This window comes from Microbacterium sp. 16-032, from assembly GCF_041079455.1.
GTDB classification, from domain to species: domain Bacteria; phylum Actinomycetota; class Actinomycetes; order Actinomycetales; family Microbacteriaceae; genus Microbacterium; species Microbacterium testaceum_A.
Genome location: NZ_JBFYGQ010000002.1, coordinates 21,565 through 39,462, shown reverse-complemented (window position 1 = coordinate 39,462; position 17,898 = coordinate 21,565). Strand labels below are relative to the sequence as shown.

Below are 17,898 nucleotides of genomic sequence, written 5' to 3'. Positions count from 1 at the left end.
CGAGGCGACGTACCCGGCTTCCGAGGTAAGCGGAGCTTAGAGGGGGCGGATGTTCGCCGCCTGCATGCCCTTGGGGCCCTGCTCAGCGTCGAATTCGACCTTCTGCGCTTCCGTGAGCTCCTTGAAGCCGTTGCCCTGGATCGCGCTGAAGTGCGCGAACAGGTCGGCGGAGCCGTCGTCGGGAGCAATGAAGCCGTAGCCCTTTTCGGAGTTGAACCATTTCACGGTGCCAGTGGCCATCGTGTTCTTCCTTTATTCATGTTGGGCCGCAGATGCGGCCGTGGGCGCCGCTCCGACGCGTGCGGAGCGGACGGGGACGCCGCGTCACCGTGGTGGTGGCGCGTACGCGATGCCCGTCGACGGCGGCCTGAGCCGCTCCGACGGACGTGTGGACACCGAGATTCTCGCCGAGGGGACCCTGGGCTTCGAAGCCCGAGGTTCCCGCGCCGACGAAACCGGCGTAGTCGGATCCGGCCGTCGCGACGTACACGTCGAGATCGGCCTGGCGCCACGATAGCGGCGAAGGGTGAAGCAGAGACACAAGAACTTTCTGCGAGTGCGAGGCGAGGACCGAAGCCGTCGAGCGAGGCACACGATGATGAGGGGTGGGGTTGCTGTCGGAAACGGCTCGGCGCCGTGCGCCCGGCATCTCAGCGATGAGGCGGGCGTCGATGAAGCAAGTCCCAGAACGAATAACCTCACGCTAGCACGGATGTCTGCGAGACACCCGGGTGATTTCGGCGGGCCCGAGGGTGCGGTGCACTGGGGGCATGGCATCCGACCCTCCCTCCGATCGGGGCGCGACCGACGACGAGCGCTGGCTCGTGATCGACGGGCGCCGGTGGCGCCGCACCGATCCGGCGTTGCCGGACGACCTCGCCGACCGATTGCGGTCGCACCTCGGGAGGGCCCGATCGGCCGTGCGGACGGCGAAACGCGCGGGGGAAGACGACGCCGTGTCCGACGCGCGTCGCCGAGTGGGGCTCGCGAAACACGGACTGGGCGAGCGGGGGCCGCGCTGGTGGGACGACGAGGTCGCCGCGCGGGCGCACCGGGCCGAGGAGGCCCTCGCCGAGCTCGACGCCCTCGCCCCGCCGAGAGCAGACGATTCCCCCGACGTCAACACGTAGCGCGAGGCGTAGCCAGGGGATGGGCTGGGGGCTCACGAACCGAGGGGAGCCCCCATGTCATCCACCGCCACCGAGCTCGAGACGCTCAACGATCTGCTCAAGAAGTTCCGCTTCGCGATGGTCACCACCCGCGCCGAAGACGGGGCGCTGCACGCGCACCCGCTGACCGTGCAGGAGAAGGAGTCGGACGGCGACCTCTGGTTCATCGTCGGCACGCACGCATCCGCCGTCGAGCACGTGCGGCGCGACCCGAAGGTGGGCCTGTCGTTCAGCACCGACGGCACGTGGCTGTCGCTCGCGGGCGAGGCCGAGGTGGTCGACGACCTCGCGAAGCTCAAGGACCTGTGGTCGACGAGCGTCGAGGCGTGGTTCCCCGACGGCCCCGAGTCGCCCGGGGTGACCCTGCTGAAGGTCTCGACCCTCACCGGCGAGTACTGGGGGAGCGCCGGCGGGCGCCTCGCCACGGCCATCGCACTCGTCACCTCGAAGGTGACCGGCGACCGGCCCCGCGGCGGTGAGAAGCAGACCTTTGACCTGACCGACTGAGCGCGGCGCGGACCTCGCGGTCGCGCCGCGCCGCGAGGTCATCCGCCCGAGGGGTTGTCGACGGGCGTGTCGTCGTCGTCGGTGGTGTCGGGGATGACGGGCGCATCAGCGGTTTCGAGCTCGTCGGGCTCGTCGGCGGTGTTAATCGTGCGGTCGTGTGTCGTGTCCATGGCCCCACCCGACCACGCCCCGGTCGACCGCCGCGCGGGCCTTGCGCGAACCGGCGCAGCGTGCCAGCGCAAGCCCCCAGATGCCGAGTACGCGCTTTGCGACGATGACGGCATGTCACGACCCGAGGTCCGCTCCAAGCCCTGCGCCTACTGCGGTCGGCCCTTCACCGATCGCAAGCGCTGGAGCGGGCGCGACCAGTGGGACCAGGTGCTCTACTGCTCGCGCGGCTGCCGCGCCAACGCCGCGAAGCAGAGGCGCCACGCGTGAGGGCCGCACTGATCCTCGCGACGCAGCAGTTCGCCGAGCACCCCGCGTACTCCGACGACGGCATCGAGGAGTTCTTCTTCATCGAGTCGGCGCCCCGCTTCGCCAAGCTCCCGTATCACCGCCACAAGATCGTGCTGCTCGTCTCGGCGATGCGGCACACCGCCGCGCGTCTCGAGGCCGAGGGCAAGACCGTCCGCCGGATCACCCTCGACGACGACCTCACCTTCAAGGCCGGGCTCGAAAAGCTGCTGAAGGCCCATCGCGTCACCGAGTTGACGTGGATGAGCGACCCCAACCGCCCCGTCGACGAGCGCATCGCGCGCATCTGCCAGGCGCACGACGTCGAGACCGACGTGCTCTCGGACGCGCTGTTCCTGACCCCCGAAGACGACGTCGACGCCTGGTTCGCCGAGCACCCGACGCCGCTCATGGAGGACTTCTACCATTGGCAGCGGCGCCGCACCGGCATCCTGATGGACGGCGGGAAGCCGGCGGGGCGGCGCTGGAACTTCGACGCCGACAATCGCAAGGCGCTGCCGAAGAAGGGCGTCGACATCCCGCCGCTGCCGCAGCTCGAGCACGACGAGATCACCCGCGCCGTCATCGTCGAGGTCGACGAGCGCTACCCCGAGCATCCCGGCAAAGCGGCCGACTTCTGGCTGCCCGTCACGCCGGAGGACTCCCGCGACTGGCTCGACGTCTTCGTCGCGGAACGCCTCAACGACTTCGGCCGGTACGAAGACGCGATGAAGGCCGACGAGCCGTTCCTTTTCCACGCGATCATCTCGCCGATGCTGAACATCGGGCTGCTCACCGTCGAAGAAGTGGTCGCCGCCGCCACGCGGACCGACGCGCCCCTGGCATCCGTCGAGGGGTTCATCCGCCAGGTGATCGGGTGGCGCGAATACATGCGCGGCATGTACCGGGCGCACCCGAAGCTGGAGCACGTCAACGCGCTGCACCTCGAGAAGAGGATCGAGAAGTACTGGTACTCCGGGCAACGGATGCCGAGTGACCTGCCGATCCCGGTGCGTACGGTGCTGGAACGCGTGCACGAGTGGGGCTACGCGCACCACATCGAACGCCTCATGGTGCTCGGCAACTGGTTCCTGCTGCAGGGATACGCACCGCGGCAGGTCAACGACTGGTTCCTCGCGCTGTTCGTCGACGCGTACGACTGGGTCATGGTGCCCAACGTCATGGGCATGAGCCAGTTCGCCGACGGCGGCTTCGTCGCGACCAAGCCGTACGTCTCGGGCGGGGCCTACCTGCAGAGGATGGGGTCGTGGTGGCCCTCGGCGCAGGAGGCCAAGGACTCGGTCTTCACCGACGCGTACTGGGAATTTCTCGAGCGACACGAGGACGTGCTGTCCGGAAACCACCGGCTGGGCCTCGCGTTGGCGCAGATGCGCAAGCGGCGCGACGCGAAGGGGGAATGAGCGGGCTGCGGTCCCCCCGACAGGCTCGGGGACCTCGGTCAGGAGGCCCCGCGACCGCGGTCGAGGGGCCCCGCGACCCCGGTCAGCTCTTGAGCTTGTTCAGCGCCGAGCCCTTGTGCGCGGCGGTGGCATCGGTCTTCTCCGACTTCACGATGTAGGCCGGGTCGTCGTCGGATGCCGTGAACTTCTGACCGTCGTGCTGGAAGTCCTTCGTCTTCTTCTCCACGACCTCACCCTGGGTGCGGCCCTGCGGGGTGTCCCAGCTGACGCGGTCGCCCTTCGACAGATCCTTCGACATGACGCTTCCTTCCGTTGATGTGGGTTCATGGTGTCGAGCGGCCCGAGCGCGCATCGGGGGATTGACAGGCGGCGGACGGGACGTCGCCGGTCCGCGTGTCGCGCGTGACGGAGATGCGGCGGGGGTGCGCGGAAACGGCATCCGGATGCCGAGGATCGGTGCGACCGTCTGAGATGCTGCCGTCATGCGAGGACCTGTGTGGGGAATGGCGACGGCCGGCATCGGCGTGCTGATGATCGGGCTGCTCGTGGCGTGGGGCACGGCCTACGGCACGTGGCTCGACGAGATCGGCCCGTTCATCGACGACGCCGGCGCGGGCCCTGACGCCCCGACGATTGTCCTCCCGGGTCTCGTGGGGCTGCTCGCTCTCGCGCTCGTCATCGGCGGAGTCGTCATCGCGGTCACGACGGGGCCGGAGCGCGAGCCGCGCCGGCGCTGAGGTCCGACGCCTATAGTGCCGCGCGATCCTCGCGGGTCAGGCGGAACCGGGATGCCACGACGCCCAGCAGCAGCGCGCCCGCGCCTCCCGCGATCATGTCGCCGATCGTGTCGTCGTAGGTCACGAAGATCGCGTCGGTGATGAAGCGGTAGCCGAACCACTCGATCATCTCCCACACGGCGCTCAGCGCGAGGCCCGCCATGGTGGCGACGACGATGGGCGTCCGGCGTCGGCCGGTCGGTTCGATCACGCGCGCGTCGTCGAGAAGCACCAGGGCGACCGCGGCGAGCACGCCGGTGCACACGGCGTGGACGATCAGGTCCCACCCGGTCCACGCGCGGTACAGGTCGATGACGTTGCTGCCGGCCGCGACAAACACGGTGACGCACGTGACGAGGTCGAGGCCCGAGCGCAGGCCGATCATGCGCGAGAGCATCACCGCCGGCAGCGACATCGACAGCACGGCGAAGTCGGTGAACGGCAGGGTGAACAGCGAGACGATGACGACGACGATCGCCACGGCCCGCACGACGTCGGTCAGCCAGTCGGTGACGGTGCGCGGCGGCCGCTTGAGGTTGGCGTACATCGCCCGGATCATCGGCATCCGCCCGTCATGGCGTCGCCGCCGGATGGATGCGCACGACCGCCTGCACCGGCAAATGGTCGCTCGGCCACTGCGTGCCGGTCGGACGCGGGTCGATGCCGACCGCGCGCACGCCCACGTCGGGGGTCGCGAGCAGGGCGTCGATGCGACGCGCACCGACCTTGGGCGCCGCATAGTTGTTGAAGGTGCCCCACTCGGCGGTCCGGCGGGCGGGGGCGTACGACCACGTGTCGACGAGCAGGCCGTCGGCGAACATGTCCGACAGTTCGCCGGAGCGCACGTGGGCGTTCACGTCGGCGGTGAACAGTAGCGGGCGTTCGCGGCGCGCCACGAGGTCGTGCAGCCACGCGGCCGAGCGGCGGCGAGCCCGGCGCGAGAACGCGTCGAAATGGGTGTTCACGAAGGTGAACCGGGCGTCGGTCGCGAGGTCGCGCACCTGTGCGATGACCGCTATCCGCGGAATGGTGTTGCCCCATCCGGTCGACCCGGGGACGCGGGGGGTGTCGGACAGGGCGACCTGCTCCCAGTCCTCGACCTCGATGCGATCGCGGTCGTAGAAGAGCGGAGTGCCCTCCCCGTCGCGGCGGGGACCGCGGCCGAGTCCGATGCGGCCGTAGTCGGAGCCGAGCGACGCCTGCACCCACTGGGCCTGATCGGGCATCGCCTCCTGCGTGCCCAGCAGGTGGGGGCGGTTCGCGCTGAGGAACGTCCGCAGTCGCTCCTTGCGCAGGGGCCACCGGTCGGCGGGAGGCCACGTGATCCGGTCGAAGCGTCGACGGATGTTGAAGCTCATCACGTGCAGATCGGGGGCCTCGACGTCGGGGAAGAGGATGCCGCTCATGATCGACCCCGCAGCCCCAGGCGCACCCATCGCGCCGGCGGGATCTCGGCGGGCCAGTGCGCGAAGACGGTCCCCGCACCCCGACGGAAGCATCGCGCGAAGCGGCGCGGCTCGACGGTCCTCGACGACACACGCATGTGCGCGCCGGACACGCGCGCGATGCGATGGCGGCGGCCCAGGTGGTACGCGAGGTCGAGGTCGTCGTGCAGCTCGGGGTCGAGGTGCACCTCGCCGCGCACGTCCTCCCAGGCGCGGCGGCGGAACGCCATGTTCGATCCCCAGAGCGGCGTGTGTCCGAGAGCGGGGGTCGCGAAGGTGGCATAGGTGCCGAGGAAGAGCCGCGCCATCGAGACGCGTCGCCGCGCGGGTCCGTCGTGGAACACGGCTCCGCCGGTTACGGCATCCACGGTCGGATCCGCCAGCGCGTCGACCATGCTCTGCACCCACGTCGGATCGGGGAGGCTGTCGGCGTCGAGGCGGAGGATCAGCTCTCCCCGCGCCGCGTCGTACCCGGTGGCGGCGGCCGCGGGGATGCCGCGCTCCCCGCAGAACACCACACGTACTCCGGCCGCTCGGGCGATCTCGGCGCTGTCGTCGGTCGAGGCGTTGTCGACCACGACGATCTCGGTCGGGGCGAGGGTCTGCGCGGACAGCGCGCGCAGGCACCGCCACAGATGGGCGCCGTCGTCACGGCAGGGGATGACGACGGAGACGGTGACGGCCGGCGAGACGGGGCCTTGGGGCACGGGGGTCCTCCCGGAGACGAGTCCTCCCACGCTAGGCGATCAGCGGCGGGCGTTTCCCGGCTTGACGCCTGCGTCGTCGGCTGACAGCGCTCGCCTTTCGTATCGTGGATGCCATGGCATCCGTCCTCAACGTCTCGGCGTACCTGTTCACGCGCATCGACGACCCCGCGTCCCTGCGAGCGGTTCTGCGCGCGCGGGCAGCGGAGGCAGGACTGCGGGGGACGATCCTGCTGGCAGAGGAGGGCGTCAACCTGTTCCTCGCGGGCGGAGTCGACGAGGTGCGCGGCTTCGTCGACGACCTGCGCGCCGATGCGCGTTTCGCCGCCCTGCAGACCAAGGAGAGCTGGTCGGATGCCGTGCCCTTCGGCAAGCTGCTCGTGAAGGTGAAGCGCGAGATCATCCGCATGGACCGCCCCGAGGTGCGTCCGCAGGACGGTCGCGCGCCCGCCGTGACCCCCGACACCCTGCGCCGTTGGCTCGACACCGGCGTCGACGACGCGGGGCGGGAGATCGTGCTCGTCGACACGCGCAACGCCTTCGAGGTCGACTACGGCACCTTCGCCGGGGCGATGGACTGGCGCATCGAGAGGTTCACGCAGTTCCCGGATGCCGCGGCATCCCACCGCGAAGAACTCGAGGGCAAGACCGTGGTGAGCTTCTGCACGGGCGGGATCCGCTGCGAGAAGGCGGCCCTGTACCTGCGCGACGAGGGACTCGAGGCGTACCAGCTCGAGGGCGGGATCCTCGGGTGGTTCGCCGCACAGGGCGCCGCGCACTGGGACGGCGACCTCTTCGTCTTCGACGAGCGCGAAGCGCTCGACGCGGGACTCGCCGCTCGGGCCGGTGCCTGACGTGCTCTGGGACCAGCACGCCTGCGTCGAACTCGTCGAGACCGCCGACCTCACCGACCTGCGGCGCTACCGCGGAGCCGGCGGGGGCTACGTGTCGATCAACGTCGGCTACGCCCCGCACGCGCCCGAGCTCACGGCATCCCTCCTCCGCTCCTTCCGCGCGCAGGTCGACGCCGTCGACGGGCTCGAGCTCGCCGCCACGGTCGCCGACATCGACCGCATCGCCGCGCGGGGCGACACGGCCGTCGCCTTCGATCTCGAGGACTGCGCCCCTCTCGGTGGGGACCTGGATGCCGTGTCCTCCCTCGTCGCACGGGGAGTACGCACCCTCGGCCCGGCCTACAACCACGCCAACCGCGCGGGCGGCGGGTGCCTCGACGCGGTCGACGACGGCCTCACGGCCTGGGGTCGCGACCTCGTCGTCGAGATGAACGCGCGCGGCATGGTTCCCGACGGCTCGCACGTGGGCGCCCGCACCACCTTCGACATGTGCGCCGCGTCGACCCGCCCGGTGGTGTTCAGCCACTCGAACCTGCGCTCCGTGTGGGAGCACCCGCGCAACATCACCGACGACCAGGCGCGAGCGGCAGCGGACACCGGGGGAGTCGTCGGCATCACCGGGGTGGGGATCTTCCTCGGGCCCAACACCCCGACGCTCGAGGCCATGGTGCGCCACCTCGAGCGCGCCGTCGAGGTCGTCGGCATCCGTCACGTCGGGGTCAGCACCGATTTCTCGTTCGACTGGGAGACCTTCCGCGACGAGATTGCGCGGATGCCGGAGCTGTACGACGCGAGCTACACCCGCTGGGGTCCGATGGAGTGGATGCCGCCCGAGACCTTCGTCCTCCTCGGCTCCGCGCTCGCCGCGCGAGGATGGAACGACACCGACGTCGCCGCGGTGCTCGGCGGGAACTTCCGCCGCGTCGCGGCCCAGAGCTGGGAGCCCCTGTCATGACCAAACTCCGTGACGGCGTCGTCCTGCGTCCCGCTCGCCCGGGCGACGAAGAGGGCATCCTCGCGTGTATCCAGGCGCTCGCCGATTACGAACGCGAGCCGGATGCCGTGGACAACACCGCCGCGATGCTCACCGACACGCTGTTCGGCGACGACCCCCGCGCGTTCGCCTTCGTCGTGGAGGGGCCTGAAGGTGGCATCCGGGCGATCGCGATCTGGTTCCTCACCTACTCGACGTGGACCGGACGCCACGGTATCTGGCTCGAAGACCTGTACGTGCACGAGCAGTACCGCGCGAACGGCTACGGCGTGGCCCTGCTGGCCGCGCTCGCCGCCGAGTGCCTCGACCGGGGGTACTCGCGCCTGGAGTGGACGGTGCTCGACTGGAACGAGCCCGCGATCGGCTTCTACCGCGCGCTCGGCGCCGAGGCGATGGAGGAGTGGACGACCCGCCGCGTCACGGGCGACGCGCTGACGGCGCTCGCGGCGCGGGGGTAGCGCTCTGCGGGGCGGTTCGTCGGGTTTCGGGGCGCATCCTGCAGGTCGGGGCGGATGATTCCCGCCCCGAGCGACGGGATCCGCCCCGAACCGGGCCTGGGTTGATCGCGACGCCGCCCGCTCACCGCGCGAGGTCGGCCAGCACCGCCTCGGCGGCGCGCTGCCCCGACACCAGCGCGCCCTGGATCGACGCGGTGTCGCGGTGGTCGCCGGCGAGGTAGCGGCCGTCGTCGAGGCGCACGGGGAGGCGCAGGCGCAGCGGCGGATCCTGCGCGGGGAGCGCGTGAGTGATGTCGTCGCGGCGCAGCAGGCGCCACGGCCGGGTGTCGGCCTGCCACACCTCGCCGAGCTGGCGCCGCACCTCGTCCTCGGCGGCGACGGAGGGCATGACGCAGGTCGCCTGAATGAGGTGCTGCCCGCGCGGGGCGTACGTCGGCGCGGTGTTGGTCATGACCGCTGTGTTCACGATCGGCCCGCGGCGGCGTCCGTCGACGCGTAGCGCGGCATCGGCCGAGGGTGCCTCGTCGGCGGCGAACCACCAGGTCTGCAGGCCGCGCGTGCGGGGGTGCGGGGCGTCGAGGGCGTGGTCCAGGCCGCTCGAGAGCACGACGGTGCGGGCGGTCACGGCATCCGCCCCCTCCACTCCGAGATGCCAGCCGTGCGCGCGTCTGCGGGTCGAGACGACGCGGTGCGAGAGGCGGATGCCGACCCCCGCACGCCGCGCGGTGTCTGCGAGCTGCGCGGGGAGGGCGCCGATCCCCGCCGCGGGAACGCCCGGACGCCCGAGCGCGAAGCTGCGGATGAGCAGACGCACGAAGGCGTCGGAGGTCGCCTGCCGGGCATCGGCGATCACCCCGGCGAGGAAGGGCTCGAGCACCGCCTCGCGGAGGGGGCCGCGGAGGCCTGCTCGGTCCCAGCCCTCGTCGAGCGAGAAGTCGCGGCCTTTCTTGGCCGCTCGGGCGTTGAGCACCGTCGGTCCCGCCCAGCGAATCAGCGCGGCGAGGTCGGCGGGCCGCACCAGGCCCGAGCGCAGCGTCGCGGGAATCGATCCCGGATGCCGCAGCGGGTGCGCCAATCGCGCGACCCGGTCGTCCAACCGCACGCCGACGGCGACCGGGAAGCGCCGGAGCGCGAGGGCGTCGACGTCGACCCAGCGCCGCACGGCCGGGTACGCCGGGTTCAGCACGTGGAAGCCGAGGTCGAGGCGGAACCCGTCGACGACGTCGGTGCGCTCGCGCCCGCCGACCGCGTCGTTCGCCTCGAGCACCACGACGTCGCGCCCGGCCTCGGCCAGTCGGGTCGCGGCGCGGAGTCCCGCGAGCCCTGCTCCCACCACGACGACGTCGTACTCGTTCATGCCGCGAGCCTAGGCAGGCGAACGCGAGCGGACGCGGGGGTTGCGAGCGTCAGCGACGGGGCGCGATGGCTGCGGCGACGTTGTCGAGAGCGCCCGGCACGAGCGAGAAGTACGCCCAGGTGCCGCGTTTCTCGCGGGTCAGGATGCCGGCATCGACCAGCACCTTCGTGTGGTGCGAGACCGTGGGCTGCGAGAGGCCGAGGGGTTCCTGCAGGTCGCACGCGCACGTGGCGCCGGCGTCTTGCGCGGCGATGATCGACACGATCCGCAGCCGCGCCGGATCGGCGAGCGCCTTGAGCGTCTTCGCCAGCGTCTCCGCTTCGGCCGGGGCCATCGCGGCATCGCCCGACGAGACGCAGCAGGCGGAGTCGAGCAGGGGCAGTGCGAGGGTCGAGGTCATGGCATCCATCATCGTCTTCACATCGATGAACGTCAATATTGACGAGCGTCGATGTGTTGCGTCATGCTGTTCCCGTTCGTCCCGACCCGAAGGAAGCGCCATGTCCGACACCGCCACCATCCTCTTCGTCTGCGTGCACAACGCCGGCCGCTCGCAGATGGCCGCCGGTTACGCGCGCGCCCTGGGCGGCGACCGCGTGCGCGTGCTGTCCGGTGGCAGCGCCCCCGGCGACGCCCTCAACCCCATGGCGGTGGCCGCGATGGCCGAAGAGGGGATCGACATCAGCGCCGAGGTGCCGCAGCTGCTGCTCACAGACGACGTGCGTGCCTCCGACGCGGTCATCACGATGGGCTGCGGAGACGCGTGCCCGATCTTCCCCGGCAAGCGCTACGAAGACTGGGAACTGACCGACCCGGCCGGCAAAGGCCTCGACGAGGTGCGCCCGATCCGCGACGACATCAAGGCGCGGGTGACCACGCTGCTGCGCGAGCTCGGGGTCGACGCATGAGCCTGACCCTCACGGTCCCACCGCGGCGCGAGGCCGATCGCCGCGCGGGTCTGCCCATCGCGATCATCGGCGCCGGCCCCGTCGGCCTCGCGGCCGCAGCGCACCTGATCGAACGCGGGCTGCCCGTCGTCGTCTTCGAAGCGGGCGACACCGCCGGCGCCGCCGTTCGCGCGTGGGGGCACACGCGCCTGTTCTCGCCGTGGCGCTACGTCGTCGACCCCGCAGCTCGCCGTCTGCTCGAGGCCGAGGGATGGACCGCCCCGGATGCCGAGGGCCTGCCCACCGGAGACGAGCTGGTCGACGGCTACCTCGAACCCCTCGCGCGCACCGCCGCCTTGGCATCCGTCATCCGGTACGGAACGCGCGTGGAGGCCGTCGCCCGCCAGGGCATGGACCGCACGCGGTCGGTGGGTCGGGCGGCCACTCCCTTCGCGCTGCGACTGCGCACGACCGACGGGACGACGGATGCCACGGCTCGCGCGGTCATCGACACCTCGGGCACCACGAGTTCACCGCGGTCGCTGCTGTCGTCTGGTCTCGCCCACGACGACCTCGGTGATCGCGTGACGACGGCGCTCCCCGATGTGCGCGGACGCGACCGCGCGCGGTTCGCCGGTCGACGCGTGCTCGTCGTCGGCGCGGGGCATTCGGCGGCGAATACCCTGATCGCCCTCGCCGCGCTCGCCGCAGACGAGCCCACGACGCGCATCGCCTGGGCTGTCCGCAACGAGGGAACCGCCCGCCTCGCCGCCGACGCGACCGACGACCTCGCCGCGCGCGGACGCCTCGGCACGGCGGTGCACAGCCTGGTCGACGAGGGCGCCGTCGAGCAAATCGCCGCGTTCGAGATCGACGACGTGCGGCTCTCCGGCGACGGCGTGTGCGTCAGCGGCCGACGAGCGGGAGAGGCGTTCTCCCTCGAGATCGACGTGGTCGTCAACGCCACCGGCTTCCGCCCCGACCTGACGATGCTGCGCGAGATCCGCGTGGGGCTCGACGAGATCGTCGAGGCACCGCGGGCGCTCGCCCCGCTGATCGACCCGAACCTGCACTCGTGCGGCTCCGTGCCGCCGCACGGGGTCGCCGAACTGACGCACCCCGAGCCCGACTTCTACCTCGCGGGCATGAAGTCGTACGGGCGGGCGCCCACGTTCCTGCTGCTCACCGGGTACGAGCAGGTGCGCTCGATCGCGGCGGAACTCGCCGGCGACCGGACGGCGGCACGACAGGTCGATCTCATGCTGCCCGAGACGGGCGTGTGCACCACCGACGCGGGGTCCTGCTGCGCGTGAGCGTGTCGCTGCGCCCACTCGCCGCGGCCGACTGGCCGGAGGTGCACCGCATCTACGCGGAGGGCATCGCGACCGGTCACTCGACCTTCGAGACGGCGCCCCCGGCGACATGGGACGAGTTCGATGGGGCGAAGCTGGCCGCGCATCGGCTCGTCGCCGTGAGCGAGGACCGGGTCGTCGGCTGGGCCGCCGTCTCCGCCGTGTCGTCGCGCCCCGTCTACTTCGGAGTCGTGGAGCACTCGGTCTACGTCGAAGCCGACGCCCGCGGCCGGGGGATCGGTCACCTGCTGCTCGACGCCCTCATCGCTTCGACCGAGGCGGCCGGCGTCTGGACGATCCAGTCATCGATCTTCGCCGACAACCACGCCTCGCTCGCCTTGCACGCACGCCACGGTTTCCGCACCGTCGGCGTCCGCGAGCGCATCGCCCGCGACGCGGCCGGCACCTGGCGCGACACGGTGCTGATCGAAAGACGCAGTCCCACGGTCGCCTGACATGAGAAAGGGCCCGGATGCCATGGCATCCGGGCCCCGAAAAGCGACTTACGCGGAGGCTTCCTCGCGCTTGGGCAGCACCCACCCGGGACGCACGAAGTGGCACGTGTAGCCGTTGGGGATGCGGATCAGGTAGTCCTGGTGCTCGGGCTCGGCCTCCCAGAAGGGCGCCTCGGGCTCGATCGTGGTGACGACCTTCGCGGGCCAGATGCCCGACGCGTCGACGTCCGCGATCGTGTCGCGCGCGACCTTCTCCTGCTCGGGCGAGAGCGGGAAGATCGCTGAGCGGTAGCTCGTGCCGATGTCGTTGCCCTGACGGTTCAGGGTCGACGGGTCATGGATCTGGAAGAAGAACGCGAGGATGTCGCGGTACGAGGTCTGCGTGGGGTCGAAGACGATCTCGACGGCCTCCGCATGACCGGGGTGGTTGCGGTAGGTCGCGTGGTCGTTCTGGCCGCCGGTGTAGCCGACGCGCGTGTCGAGCACGCCGGGCTGGCGGCGGATGAGGTCTTCGACGCCCCAGAAGCATCCGCCCGCGAGGACGGCGGTCTCGGTGCCGGGGCGGCGGGTGATCTCGCCGGAGTCGGTGGGTCCGCTGGTCATGGTGGTGCTCCTTCTGCGGTTGACGCTGCTGCGGGTGAGGAAAGAGAAGAGGTTCATGAGGCTCGGCTCTCACGGAACAGGGGGAGGTAGGCGCCGTACCCCTGCGCTTCGAGCTCCGCGACGGGCACGAACCGCATCGCGGCCGAGTTCATGCAGTATCTCAGTCCGCCGCGGTCGCGGGGGCCGTCGTCGAAGAGGTGTCCGAGGTGGCTGTCGGCTCCGGCCGAGCGGACCTCGGTGCGCGTCATCCACAGCGAACGGTCGGTCTTGTTCACGACGGCGGCGTCGTCGATCGGCTTGGTGAAGCTCGGCCAGCCCGATCCGCTCTCGAACTTGTCGGTCGACGAGAACAGCGGCTGTCCCGACACGACATCGACGTAGATGCCGTCCTCGTGGTTGTCCCAGTACTCGTTGCGGAACGGCGGCTCGGTGGCGTCGTCCTGCGTGACGGCGAACTGGCGGTCGGTGAGGCGGCTGAGGGCCTCCGACGTCTTCCGGTACTCCGTGCTCACGGTGTGTGTCCCTTCGTCATGTCGCCCTGTGTCGGGCGTCATGGGTAAGAACGCGGGACCCGCCGGTTTTGGTCCCGCGGGGCTGGGAGCGGGCTGTGAGTTCTTTTCGATCCCGGATGCCGTGGGCAAGCCCCGACGTTCACATCAGTGCCCGCAGTAGCGTGGCGCTCTTCGACCCAGGAGGTTCGCATGACCCGCACCATCGTCATCACCGGAGCCAGCGACGGCATCGGCGCCGCAGCCGCGAAGCAGCTCACGCAGGTGGGCGAGGAGGTCGTGGTCGTCGGGCGCAATCCCGACAAGACCGGCCGTGTCGCGCGGTCGCTCGGGGTGGATTCGTTCGTCGCCGACTTCAGCGACTTGGCGCAGGTGCGGGAGCTCGCGGCATCCCTCCTCGAGAAGTATCCCCGTATCGACGTGCTCGCCAACAACGCCGGCGGGGTCTTCGGCGAGCGCACCCTGACGAAGGACGGCTACGAGACGACCTTCCAGGTCAACCACCTCGCGCCGTTCCTGCTCACCAACCTGCTGCGCGAGCGCCTCATCGAGTCGGACGCCTCGGTGATCCAGACCTCGAGCGCCGCGGCGAAACTCTTCCCCCGCTTCGACATCGACGACCTGCAGGGTGAGCGCCGGTACTCCTCGACCGCGGCGTACGGCAACGCGAAGCTCGCGAACGTGCTGTTCACCAAGGAACTCAACCGCCGGTTCGGCGACCAGGGTATCTCGGCCGTGGCCTTCCACCCCGGCGTCATCGCCTCGAACTTCGGATCGTCGAGCGATGGGCCGTGGAAGTTCCTCTACGGGGGCCCGCTCGCGAAGAGCCTCATGACCTCGACCGCGGTGGGCGGCGCACGTCTGACCTGGCTCGCGCTCGGCAAGCCGGGCGTCGACTGGACCCCCGGAGGCTTCTACTCGAACAACAAGCCCGCCACGACCAACCGCATCGCCGACGACCCCCTGGTCGCGCGGCAGCTGTGGGAACGCAGCGCGGTGCTGGTCGGCCTCGACGACTGACCCCGACGACGGCGGGCTAGCGCACACCTCGCCCGAGGGGCAAGCGACCTCCGTGGGGAGCCGATTTCGGCCACGATGGTGTTCTACGCACGGAGAGTGGGACATGGGCGAGAACATCGTGGACACCGAACGGACGACCGCCCCTCGGCTCAGCCGGGACGCGATCCTCGATGTGGCCCTGTCGCTGATCGACGAGCAAGGTCTCAACGAGCTGTCGATGCGCCATCTCGGCAAAGCGCTCGGGGTCGAGGCCATGTCGCTGTACCGGTACGTGAACGGCCGAGAAGACCTTCTCGAGGGCGTCGTCGATCGGCTCATGCGGGGCCTCACCGACGCACTACTCGTGGCGGAAGACAACGGGTGGCAGCGGTATCTCCAGGTCGTCGCCCACGAAGTCCGTCGCATCGCGATCGAACACCCGAAGGCGTTCCCCCTTGTCGCCACTCGTCACCCGGCGGCGCCCTGGCTGCGCCCGCCGTTGCGGAGCGTGGAGGTAGTGGAGCATTTCCTCACGGCGATGATCGGTTTCGGCTTCGATGATGAGCAGGCTGTGAGGGCCTACCGCTCGTTCAGCAGCTTCCTCCTTGGAAACCTGCTCCTTGAAGCGGCCGTGCGCGGCGCCGAGACCGCGCCGGTCGAGGAACCGCTCGACGAGGGCGGAGCCGCGATCGGACAGGGCGACGCCGAGAAGGAGCTCGCAGACACTCCTCACGTGCAGAGACTGCGCGGTCTTCTCAGCAGGGATCGCTCCGAGGACGAGTTCGAGGAATCGCTCGAGGCGCTGCTGGACCGACTGGACCGTCAGCTGTCCCAGTAAAGGCGGGTCCGCGCCTCATCCGCGGTGCGGATCGGATGCGTCTTCGGGGTGGGCTGCTGGCCCGAGGAGAGCGCGCAGGCGCGCGCGGATGGCGGAGACGGCCTCCGACCGACTGCGGCCCGTGTGCGCCTGCTCCGCGAGCTCGATCGCGATCTCGGTCAACAGCGACGTTGCCAGGAAGAGATCGGCTCCGCCGGCGATGCGCAGATCTTCGTCGGACCCCTGTCCGACCCGCATGATCACCGCGGGAGACCCGAAGTGGCGCGCCACCTCGGCCCTCTTCTCGGCGCTGACCTCCCAGAACGGGCGTTCCATGGCGGCGCAACGGTCGAGGATGTTCGACAGGAGTTCGTGCGCGTCATCCTGAGGCATCTGTCGCCCCTCCCGCCGTGTGGCGCCCGCTTGCTCGGTCCCACTCCAGCGATTTCCACTGCAGGAAAGCGCAGAGGTTGCCGGCGACGACGAGTTCGGCCGCGAGCCCCGCCAGCGCGTAGGGCGACAGCATGACGTCGTCGTCTCCACCGGTGAGGTCGGCCTGCCACAGGGGATCGTCGTATCCGCGGGGTTCGAGCGAGACCGATCCGCCGCCGTGAGCGAGCTCGACGACGACGAGGCCGGTGTCACGTCCGTCCGCATCTTCCTGCTCGACAACGCGGATGCGGCTGGCGATCGGGTGCCCGAGATCGACGAATTCCTGCACCCACTCCTGCAGCTGCACACGAGAACGGCGCGGAGGCGAGTCCTCGATGCTCTCGTGTTCCACGACATCAGCTTACGCTGTAAGTCGACCTGGTCGGCACGATGCCCGGTCTCCCCTCCCCGCCGCTCGAGACGGGCGACGGCATCCCTCCAGGCGTGATCTGTGGCATCACCTCACGGACTCGTCGAGGAGTGCTCCAGGTGACGAGGCGTCGGATGATGGGGGAGTGAACCGCACCGATCGTCTCTACGGCCTCGTGGAGGAACTGCGGGCCGTCTCGCCGCGACCGCGAAGTGCTCGTCATCTCGCGGAACGGTTCGAGGTGTCGGTGCGCACCATCGAAAGGGATCTCTCGGCGCTGCAGCAGGCGGGTCTGCCGATCTGGGCGGAGCCCGGCCGCACCGGTGGGTACGTGATCGACGCGTCCGCCACGCTGGGCCCGGCCGGGTTCACGCTCGACGAGGCGCTCGCGGTACTGATCGGTCTCGGCAGCCTCGGGCGCAGCCCGTTCCGGCTTTCCGCCCGCACGGCAGCCCGCAAGATGCTCGCGGTCATGCCGAAGGGCGAGGCGGCGCGCGCCAGCGCCCTCGCCTCACGCGTTCACCTTCTCGAGGGCGAGGACGAGGTCGTCGCCCCGCCCGAGTTCGCTGCAGCCCTGCGCGCCGATCGCGTCGTGCGCCTGCGCTACCAAGACGCCGGCGGCACCGAATCGGTTCGCGAGGTCGAGCCCCTCGGGTCCATCGGCAAGGAGGGCCAGTGGTACCTCATCGCATGGTGTCGCCTGCGCGACGGGGTGCGGGCGTTCCGGGGAGACCGGATGCTGTCGATCGAGGTGACCGAGGAGCGACCCCCGCAGCGCGCGCTGCGTGCCGCCGACCTCGCAATCCCGTACGGCCGGTTGCGGTCGGTCGTCGAGGACTGATCTCACGGGACTTCGCGAAACACCGACAGGACGGTGTCGCGATGCCCGGTGAGGCTGGAGCTCTCATCCCGTCGACTCCACCGAAGGAAACCCATGTCGTTCGCCTCCATCCGCATCATCACCGCCGACCTCGACGCCCTCGTCGCGTTCTACGAGCGCGTCACCGGCCAGCAGGCCGAACGGCCCGCCCCCGTCTTCGCCCAGTTCCGCGGCCCCGGCGCGACCCTCGCGATCGCGAGCACGGACACCGTCGCGATGCTGAACGGGGCTCTCGTTCCCGCGGCCAACCGATCCGTCTTCGTCGAGTTCGAGGTCGACGATGTCGACGCCGCGTTCGCCGCGCTCCCGCTCGAACGGGAAGACGTCGTCCTCGAACCGACCACGATGCCCTGGGGCAACCGATCCGCGCTGGTCCGCGACCCCGACGGCAACGTCGTGAACCTGTTCAGACCGCCCGTCGCACGGTAACGCCCCGGTACCCGCCCTCGGAGC

At 70.4% G+C, this 17,898-nt stretch carries 27 protein-coding genes; 15 read left to right on the top strand and 12 right to left on the bottom strand.

Features of this window, described 5'->3' with window-relative positions:
* Nucleotides 1–36 precede the first annotated feature (36 nt).
* Nucleotides 37–240 carry a cold-shock protein gene (locus AB6V31_RS03790; protein WP_013583139.1) on the bottom strand — a complete coding sequence of 68 codons (204 nt, stop codon included), beginning with the start codon at nt 238–240 and terminating at the stop codon, nt 37–39.
* Nucleotides 241–770: 530 nt separating this feature from the next.
* On the opposite strand from AB6V31_RS03790, the gene AB6V31_RS03785 reads away from it, so the two are divergent.
* Nucleotides 771–1,130 (top strand): biopolymer transporter Tol, encoded by a 360-nt coding sequence (locus AB6V31_RS03785; RefSeq protein WP_369364183.1) that lies wholly within the window; start codon nt 771–773, stop codon nt 1,128–1,130.
* Between the two features lie 54 nt (nt 1,131–1,184).
* On the top strand, nt 1,185–1,676 hold the full coding sequence (locus AB6V31_RS03780) for a pyridoxamine 5'-phosphate oxidase family protein (RefSeq protein ID WP_056227897.1): 492 nt from the start codon (nt 1,185–1,187) through the stop codon (nt 1,674–1,676).
* Between the two features lie 38 nt (nt 1,677–1,714).
* On the opposite strand, the gene AB6V31_RS03775 is transcribed toward AB6V31_RS03780, so the two are convergent.
* A complete protein-coding gene (locus AB6V31_RS03775; RefSeq protein ID WP_369364181.1) occupies nt 1,715–1,846 on the bottom strand; it encodes a hypothetical protein in 132 nt (43 codons plus the stop codon).
* 112 nt (nt 1,847–1,958) lie between these two features.
* Between AB6V31_RS03775 and AB6V31_RS03770 the strand changes: the two genes are divergently transcribed.
* Together AB6V31_RS03770 and AB6V31_RS03765 are read left to right on the top strand one after the other, a co-directional pair.
* Nucleotides 1,959–2,114 carry a DUF2256 domain-containing protein gene (locus AB6V31_RS03770; RefSeq protein ID WP_074694350.1) on the top strand — a complete coding sequence of 52 codons (156 nt, stop codon included), beginning with the start codon at nt 1,959–1,961 and terminating at the stop codon, nt 2,112–2,114.
* Nucleotides 2,111–3,553 (top strand): cryptochrome/photolyase family protein, encoded by a 1,443-nt coding sequence (locus AB6V31_RS03765; RefSeq protein ID WP_369364178.1) that lies wholly within the window; start codon nt 2,111–2,113, stop codon nt 3,551–3,553. The genes AB6V31_RS03770 and AB6V31_RS03765 overlap by 4 nt, the downstream gene beginning before the upstream one ends.
* 82 nt (nt 3,554–3,635) lie before the next feature.
* On the opposite strand, the gene AB6V31_RS03760 is transcribed toward AB6V31_RS03765, so the two are convergent.
* Nucleotides 3,636–3,851 (bottom strand): DUF2945 domain-containing protein, encoded by a 216-nt coding sequence (locus AB6V31_RS03760; protein ID WP_154095812.1) that lies wholly within the window; start codon nt 3,849–3,851, stop codon nt 3,636–3,638.
* A gap of 184 nt (nt 3,852–4,035) precedes the next feature.
* On the opposite strand from AB6V31_RS03760, the gene AB6V31_RS03755 reads away from it, so the two are divergent.
* Entirely contained in the window at nt 4,036–4,290 is a 255-nt protein-coding gene (locus AB6V31_RS03755) for a hypothetical protein (protein ID WP_143017795.1), read from the top strand.
* A 10-nt stretch (nt 4,291–4,300) separates the two neighbouring features.
* Here the strand turns inward: AB6V31_RS03755 and AB6V31_RS03750 are convergent, their stop codons facing one another.
* The 3 genes from AB6V31_RS03750 to AB6V31_RS03740 are packed head-to-tail and all read right to left on the bottom strand — an operon-like array spanning nt 4,301 to nt 6,481.
* Nucleotides 4,301–4,894 (bottom strand): hypothetical protein, encoded by a 594-nt coding sequence (locus tag AB6V31_RS03750; protein WP_369364176.1) that lies wholly within the window; start codon nt 4,892–4,894, stop codon nt 4,301–4,303.
* Nucleotides 4,895–4,901: 7 nt separating this feature from the next.
* On the bottom strand, nt 4,902–5,735 hold the full coding sequence (locus tag AB6V31_RS03745) for an endonuclease/exonuclease/phosphatase family protein (RefSeq protein ID WP_056227911.1): 834 nt from the start codon (nt 5,733–5,735) through the stop codon (nt 4,902–4,904).
* Nucleotides 5,732–6,481: a glycosyltransferase family A protein gene (locus AB6V31_RS03740; protein WP_056227914.1), complete on the bottom strand. Its 750-nt coding sequence runs from the start codon at nt 6,479–6,481 to the stop codon at nt 5,732–5,734. The genes AB6V31_RS03745 and AB6V31_RS03740 overlap by 4 nt, the downstream gene beginning before the upstream one ends.
* Before the next feature lie 113 nt (nt 6,482–6,594).
* On the opposite strand from AB6V31_RS03740, the gene AB6V31_RS03735 reads away from it, so the two are divergent.
* The 3 genes from AB6V31_RS03735 to AB6V31_RS03725 are packed head-to-tail and all read left to right on the top strand — an operon-like array spanning nt 6,595 to nt 8,784.
* On the top strand, nt 6,595–7,332 hold the full coding sequence (locus AB6V31_RS03735) for a sulfurtransferase (RefSeq protein WP_369364174.1): 738 nt from the start codon (nt 6,595–6,597) through the stop codon (nt 7,330–7,332).
* The gene (locus tag AB6V31_RS03730; RefSeq protein ID WP_369364172.1) at nt 7,325–8,287 is read left to right on the top strand and encodes a dipeptidase; all 963 of its coding nucleotides are present in this window, start codon (nt 7,325–7,327) and stop codon (nt 8,285–8,287) included. The genes AB6V31_RS03735 and AB6V31_RS03730 overlap by 8 nt, the downstream gene beginning before the upstream one ends.
* Nucleotides 8,284–8,784: an N-acetyltransferase family protein gene (locus tag AB6V31_RS03725; RefSeq protein WP_369364170.1), complete on the top strand. Its 501-nt coding sequence runs from the start codon at nt 8,284–8,286 to the stop codon at nt 8,782–8,784. The genes AB6V31_RS03730 and AB6V31_RS03725 overlap by 4 nt, the downstream gene beginning before the upstream one ends.
* A 121-nt stretch (nt 8,785–8,905) precedes the next feature.
* Here AB6V31_RS03725 and AB6V31_RS03720 read toward each other — a convergent pair whose 3' ends face one another.
* Complete coding sequence (locus tag AB6V31_RS03720; RefSeq protein WP_369364168.1) at nt 8,906–10,141, bottom strand: NAD(P)/FAD-dependent oxidoreductase; 1,236 nt, start codon at nt 10,139–10,141, stop codon at nt 8,906–8,908.
* Nucleotides 10,142–10,190: 49 nt separating this feature from the next.
* On the bottom strand, nt 10,191–10,541 hold the full coding sequence (locus tag AB6V31_RS03715) for an ArsR/SmtB family transcription factor (protein ID WP_369364625.1): 351 nt from the start codon (nt 10,539–10,541) through the stop codon (nt 10,191–10,193).
* 100 nt (nt 10,542–10,641) lie between these two features.
* Between AB6V31_RS03715 and AB6V31_RS03710 the strand changes: the two genes are divergently transcribed.
* The 3 genes from AB6V31_RS03710 to AB6V31_RS03700 are packed head-to-tail and all read left to right on the top strand — an operon-like array spanning nt 10,642 to nt 12,835.
* On the top strand, nt 10,642–11,049 hold the full coding sequence (locus AB6V31_RS03710) for an arsenate reductase ArsC (protein ID WP_056227932.1): 408 nt from the start codon (nt 10,642–10,644) through the stop codon (nt 11,047–11,049).
* The gene (locus AB6V31_RS03705) at nt 11,046–12,341 is read left to right on the top strand and encodes an FAD-dependent oxidoreductase (protein ID WP_369364166.1); all 1,296 of its coding nucleotides are present in this window, start codon (nt 11,046–11,048) and stop codon (nt 12,339–12,341) included. The genes AB6V31_RS03710 and AB6V31_RS03705 overlap by 4 nt, the downstream gene beginning before the upstream one ends.
* The gene (locus AB6V31_RS03700; protein ID WP_369364165.1) at nt 12,308–12,835 is read left to right on the top strand and encodes an N-acetyltransferase family protein; all 528 of its coding nucleotides are present in this window, start codon (nt 12,308–12,310) and stop codon (nt 12,833–12,835) included. The genes AB6V31_RS03705 and AB6V31_RS03700 overlap by 34 nt, the downstream gene beginning before the upstream one ends.
* 48 nt (nt 12,836–12,883) lie before the next feature.
* Here the strand turns inward: AB6V31_RS03700 and msrA are convergent, their stop codons facing one another.
* A complete protein-coding gene (gene msrA / locus AB6V31_RS03695; protein WP_056227938.1) occupies nt 12,884–13,438 on the bottom strand; it encodes a peptide-methionine (S)-S-oxide reductase MsrA in 555 nt (184 codons plus the stop codon).
* Between the two features lie 53 nt (nt 13,439–13,491).
* Nucleotides 13,492–13,950 carry a peptide-methionine (R)-S-oxide reductase MsrB gene (msrB, locus tag AB6V31_RS03690; RefSeq protein WP_074694357.1) on the bottom strand — a complete coding sequence of 153 codons (459 nt, stop codon included), beginning with the start codon at nt 13,948–13,950 and terminating at the stop codon, nt 13,492–13,494.
* 189 nt (nt 13,951–14,139) lie between these two features.
* Here msrB and AB6V31_RS03685 point away from each other — a divergent pair, with 189 nt between their 5' ends.
* On the top strand, nt 14,140–14,967 hold the full coding sequence (locus AB6V31_RS03685; protein ID WP_369364163.1) for an SDR family NAD(P)-dependent oxidoreductase: 828 nt from the start codon (nt 14,140–14,142) through the stop codon (nt 14,965–14,967).
* A gap of 103 nt (nt 14,968–15,070) precedes the next feature.
* Nucleotides 15,071–15,784, top strand: coding sequence for a TetR/AcrR family transcriptional regulator C-terminal domain-containing protein (locus AB6V31_RS03680; RefSeq protein ID WP_056227947.1), 714 nt, complete (start codon nt 15,071–15,073; stop codon nt 15,782–15,784).
* 15 nt (nt 15,785–15,799) lie between these two features.
* On the opposite strand, the gene AB6V31_RS03675 is transcribed toward AB6V31_RS03680, so the two are convergent.
* Nucleotides 15,800–16,156: a hypothetical protein gene (locus AB6V31_RS03675; RefSeq protein ID WP_056227950.1), complete on the bottom strand. Its 357-nt coding sequence runs from the start codon at nt 16,154–16,156 to the stop codon at nt 15,800–15,802.
* The gene (locus tag AB6V31_RS03670) at nt 16,143–16,547 is read right to left on the bottom strand and encodes a hypothetical protein (RefSeq protein ID WP_056227953.1); all 405 of its coding nucleotides are present in this window, start codon (nt 16,545–16,547) and stop codon (nt 16,143–16,145) included. Before AB6V31_RS03670 ends, AB6V31_RS03675 begins: the two co-directional genes overlap by 14 nt.
* Nucleotides 16,548–16,710: 163 nt before the next feature.
* Between AB6V31_RS03670 and AB6V31_RS03665 the strand changes: the two genes are divergently transcribed.
* Nucleotides 16,711–17,406, top strand: a complete 696-nt coding sequence (locus AB6V31_RS03665; RefSeq protein WP_369364160.1) for a helix-turn-helix transcriptional regulator — start codon at nt 16,711–16,713, stop codon at nt 17,404–17,406.
* 93 nt (nt 17,407–17,499) lie between these two features.
* The gene (locus AB6V31_RS03660; protein ID WP_369364159.1) at nt 17,500–17,874 is read left to right on the top strand and encodes a VOC family protein; all 375 of its coding nucleotides are present in this window, start codon (nt 17,500–17,502) and stop codon (nt 17,872–17,874) included.
* The last annotated feature ends 24 nt before the right edge of the window (nt 17,875–17,898 follow it).

Bases quoted from the DNA above. Each gene is read 5' to 3' on its own strand.
- AB6V31_RS03780 (WP_056227897.1), top strand. From the start codon at position 1,185: ATGTCATCCACCGCCACCGAGCTCGAGACGCTCAACGATCTGCTCAAG.
- AB6V31_RS03660 (WP_369364159.1), top strand. From the start codon at position 17,500: ATGTCGTTCGCCTCCATCCGCATCATCACCGCCGACCTCGACGCCCTC.
- AB6V31_RS03785 (WP_369364183.1), top strand. From the start codon at position 771: ATGGCATCCGACCCTCCCTCCGATCGGGGCGCGACCGACGACGAGCGC.
- AB6V31_RS03775 (WP_369364181.1), bottom strand. From the start codon at position 1,846: ATGGACACGACACACGACCGCACGATTAACACCGCCGACGAGCCCGAC.
- msrA (WP_056227938.1), bottom strand. From the start codon at position 13,438: ATGACCAGCGGACCCACCGACTCCGGCGAGATCACCCGCCGCCCCGGC.
- AB6V31_RS03750 (WP_369364176.1), bottom strand. From the start codon at position 4,894: ATGCCGATGATCCGGGCGATGTACGCCAACCTCAAGCGGCCGCCGCGC.
- AB6V31_RS03755 (WP_143017795.1), top strand. From the start codon at position 4,036: ATGCGAGGACCTGTGTGGGGAATGGCGACGGCCGGCATCGGCGTGCTG.
- AB6V31_RS03725 (WP_369364170.1), top strand. From the start codon at position 8,284: ATGACCAAACTCCGTGACGGCGTCGTCCTGCGTCCCGCTCGCCCGGGC.
- AB6V31_RS03735 (WP_369364174.1), top strand. From the start codon at position 6,595: ATGGCATCCGTCCTCAACGTCTCGGCGTACCTGTTCACGCGCATCGAC.
- AB6V31_RS03790 (WP_013583139.1), bottom strand. From the start codon at position 240: ATGGCCACTGGCACCGTGAAATGGTTCAACTCCGAAAAGGGCTACGGC.
- AB6V31_RS03770 (WP_074694350.1), top strand. From the start codon at position 1,959: ATGTCACGACCCGAGGTCCGCTCCAAGCCCTGCGCCTACTGCGGTCGG.
- AB6V31_RS03675 (WP_056227950.1), bottom strand. From the start codon at position 16,156: ATGCCTCAGGATGACGCGCACGAACTCCTGTCGAACATCCTCGACCGT.
- AB6V31_RS03705 (WP_369364166.1), top strand. From the start codon at position 11,046: ATGAGCCTGACCCTCACGGTCCCACCGCGGCGCGAGGCCGATCGCCGC.
- AB6V31_RS03685 (WP_369364163.1), top strand. From the start codon at position 14,140: ATGACCCGCACCATCGTCATCACCGGAGCCAGCGACGGCATCGGCGCC.
- AB6V31_RS03745 (WP_056227911.1), bottom strand. From the start codon at position 5,735: ATGAGCGGCATCCTCTTCCCCGACGTCGAGGCCCCCGATCTGCACGTG.
- AB6V31_RS03760 (WP_154095812.1), bottom strand. From the start codon at position 3,851: ATGTCGAAGGATCTGTCGAAGGGCGACCGCGTCAGCTGGGACACCCCG.
- AB6V31_RS03720 (WP_369364168.1), bottom strand. From the start codon at position 10,141: ATGAACGAGTACGACGTCGTCGTGGTGGGAGCAGGGCTCGCGGGACTC.
- AB6V31_RS03715 (WP_369364625.1), bottom strand. From the start codon at position 10,541: ATGACCTCGACCCTCGCACTGCCCCTGCTCGACTCCGCCTGCTGCGTC.
- AB6V31_RS03680 (WP_056227947.1), top strand. From the start codon at position 15,071: ATGGGCGAGAACATCGTGGACACCGAACGGACGACCGCCCCTCGGCTC.
- AB6V31_RS03710 (WP_056227932.1), top strand. From the start codon at position 10,642: ATGTCCGACACCGCCACCATCCTCTTCGTCTGCGTGCACAACGCCGGC.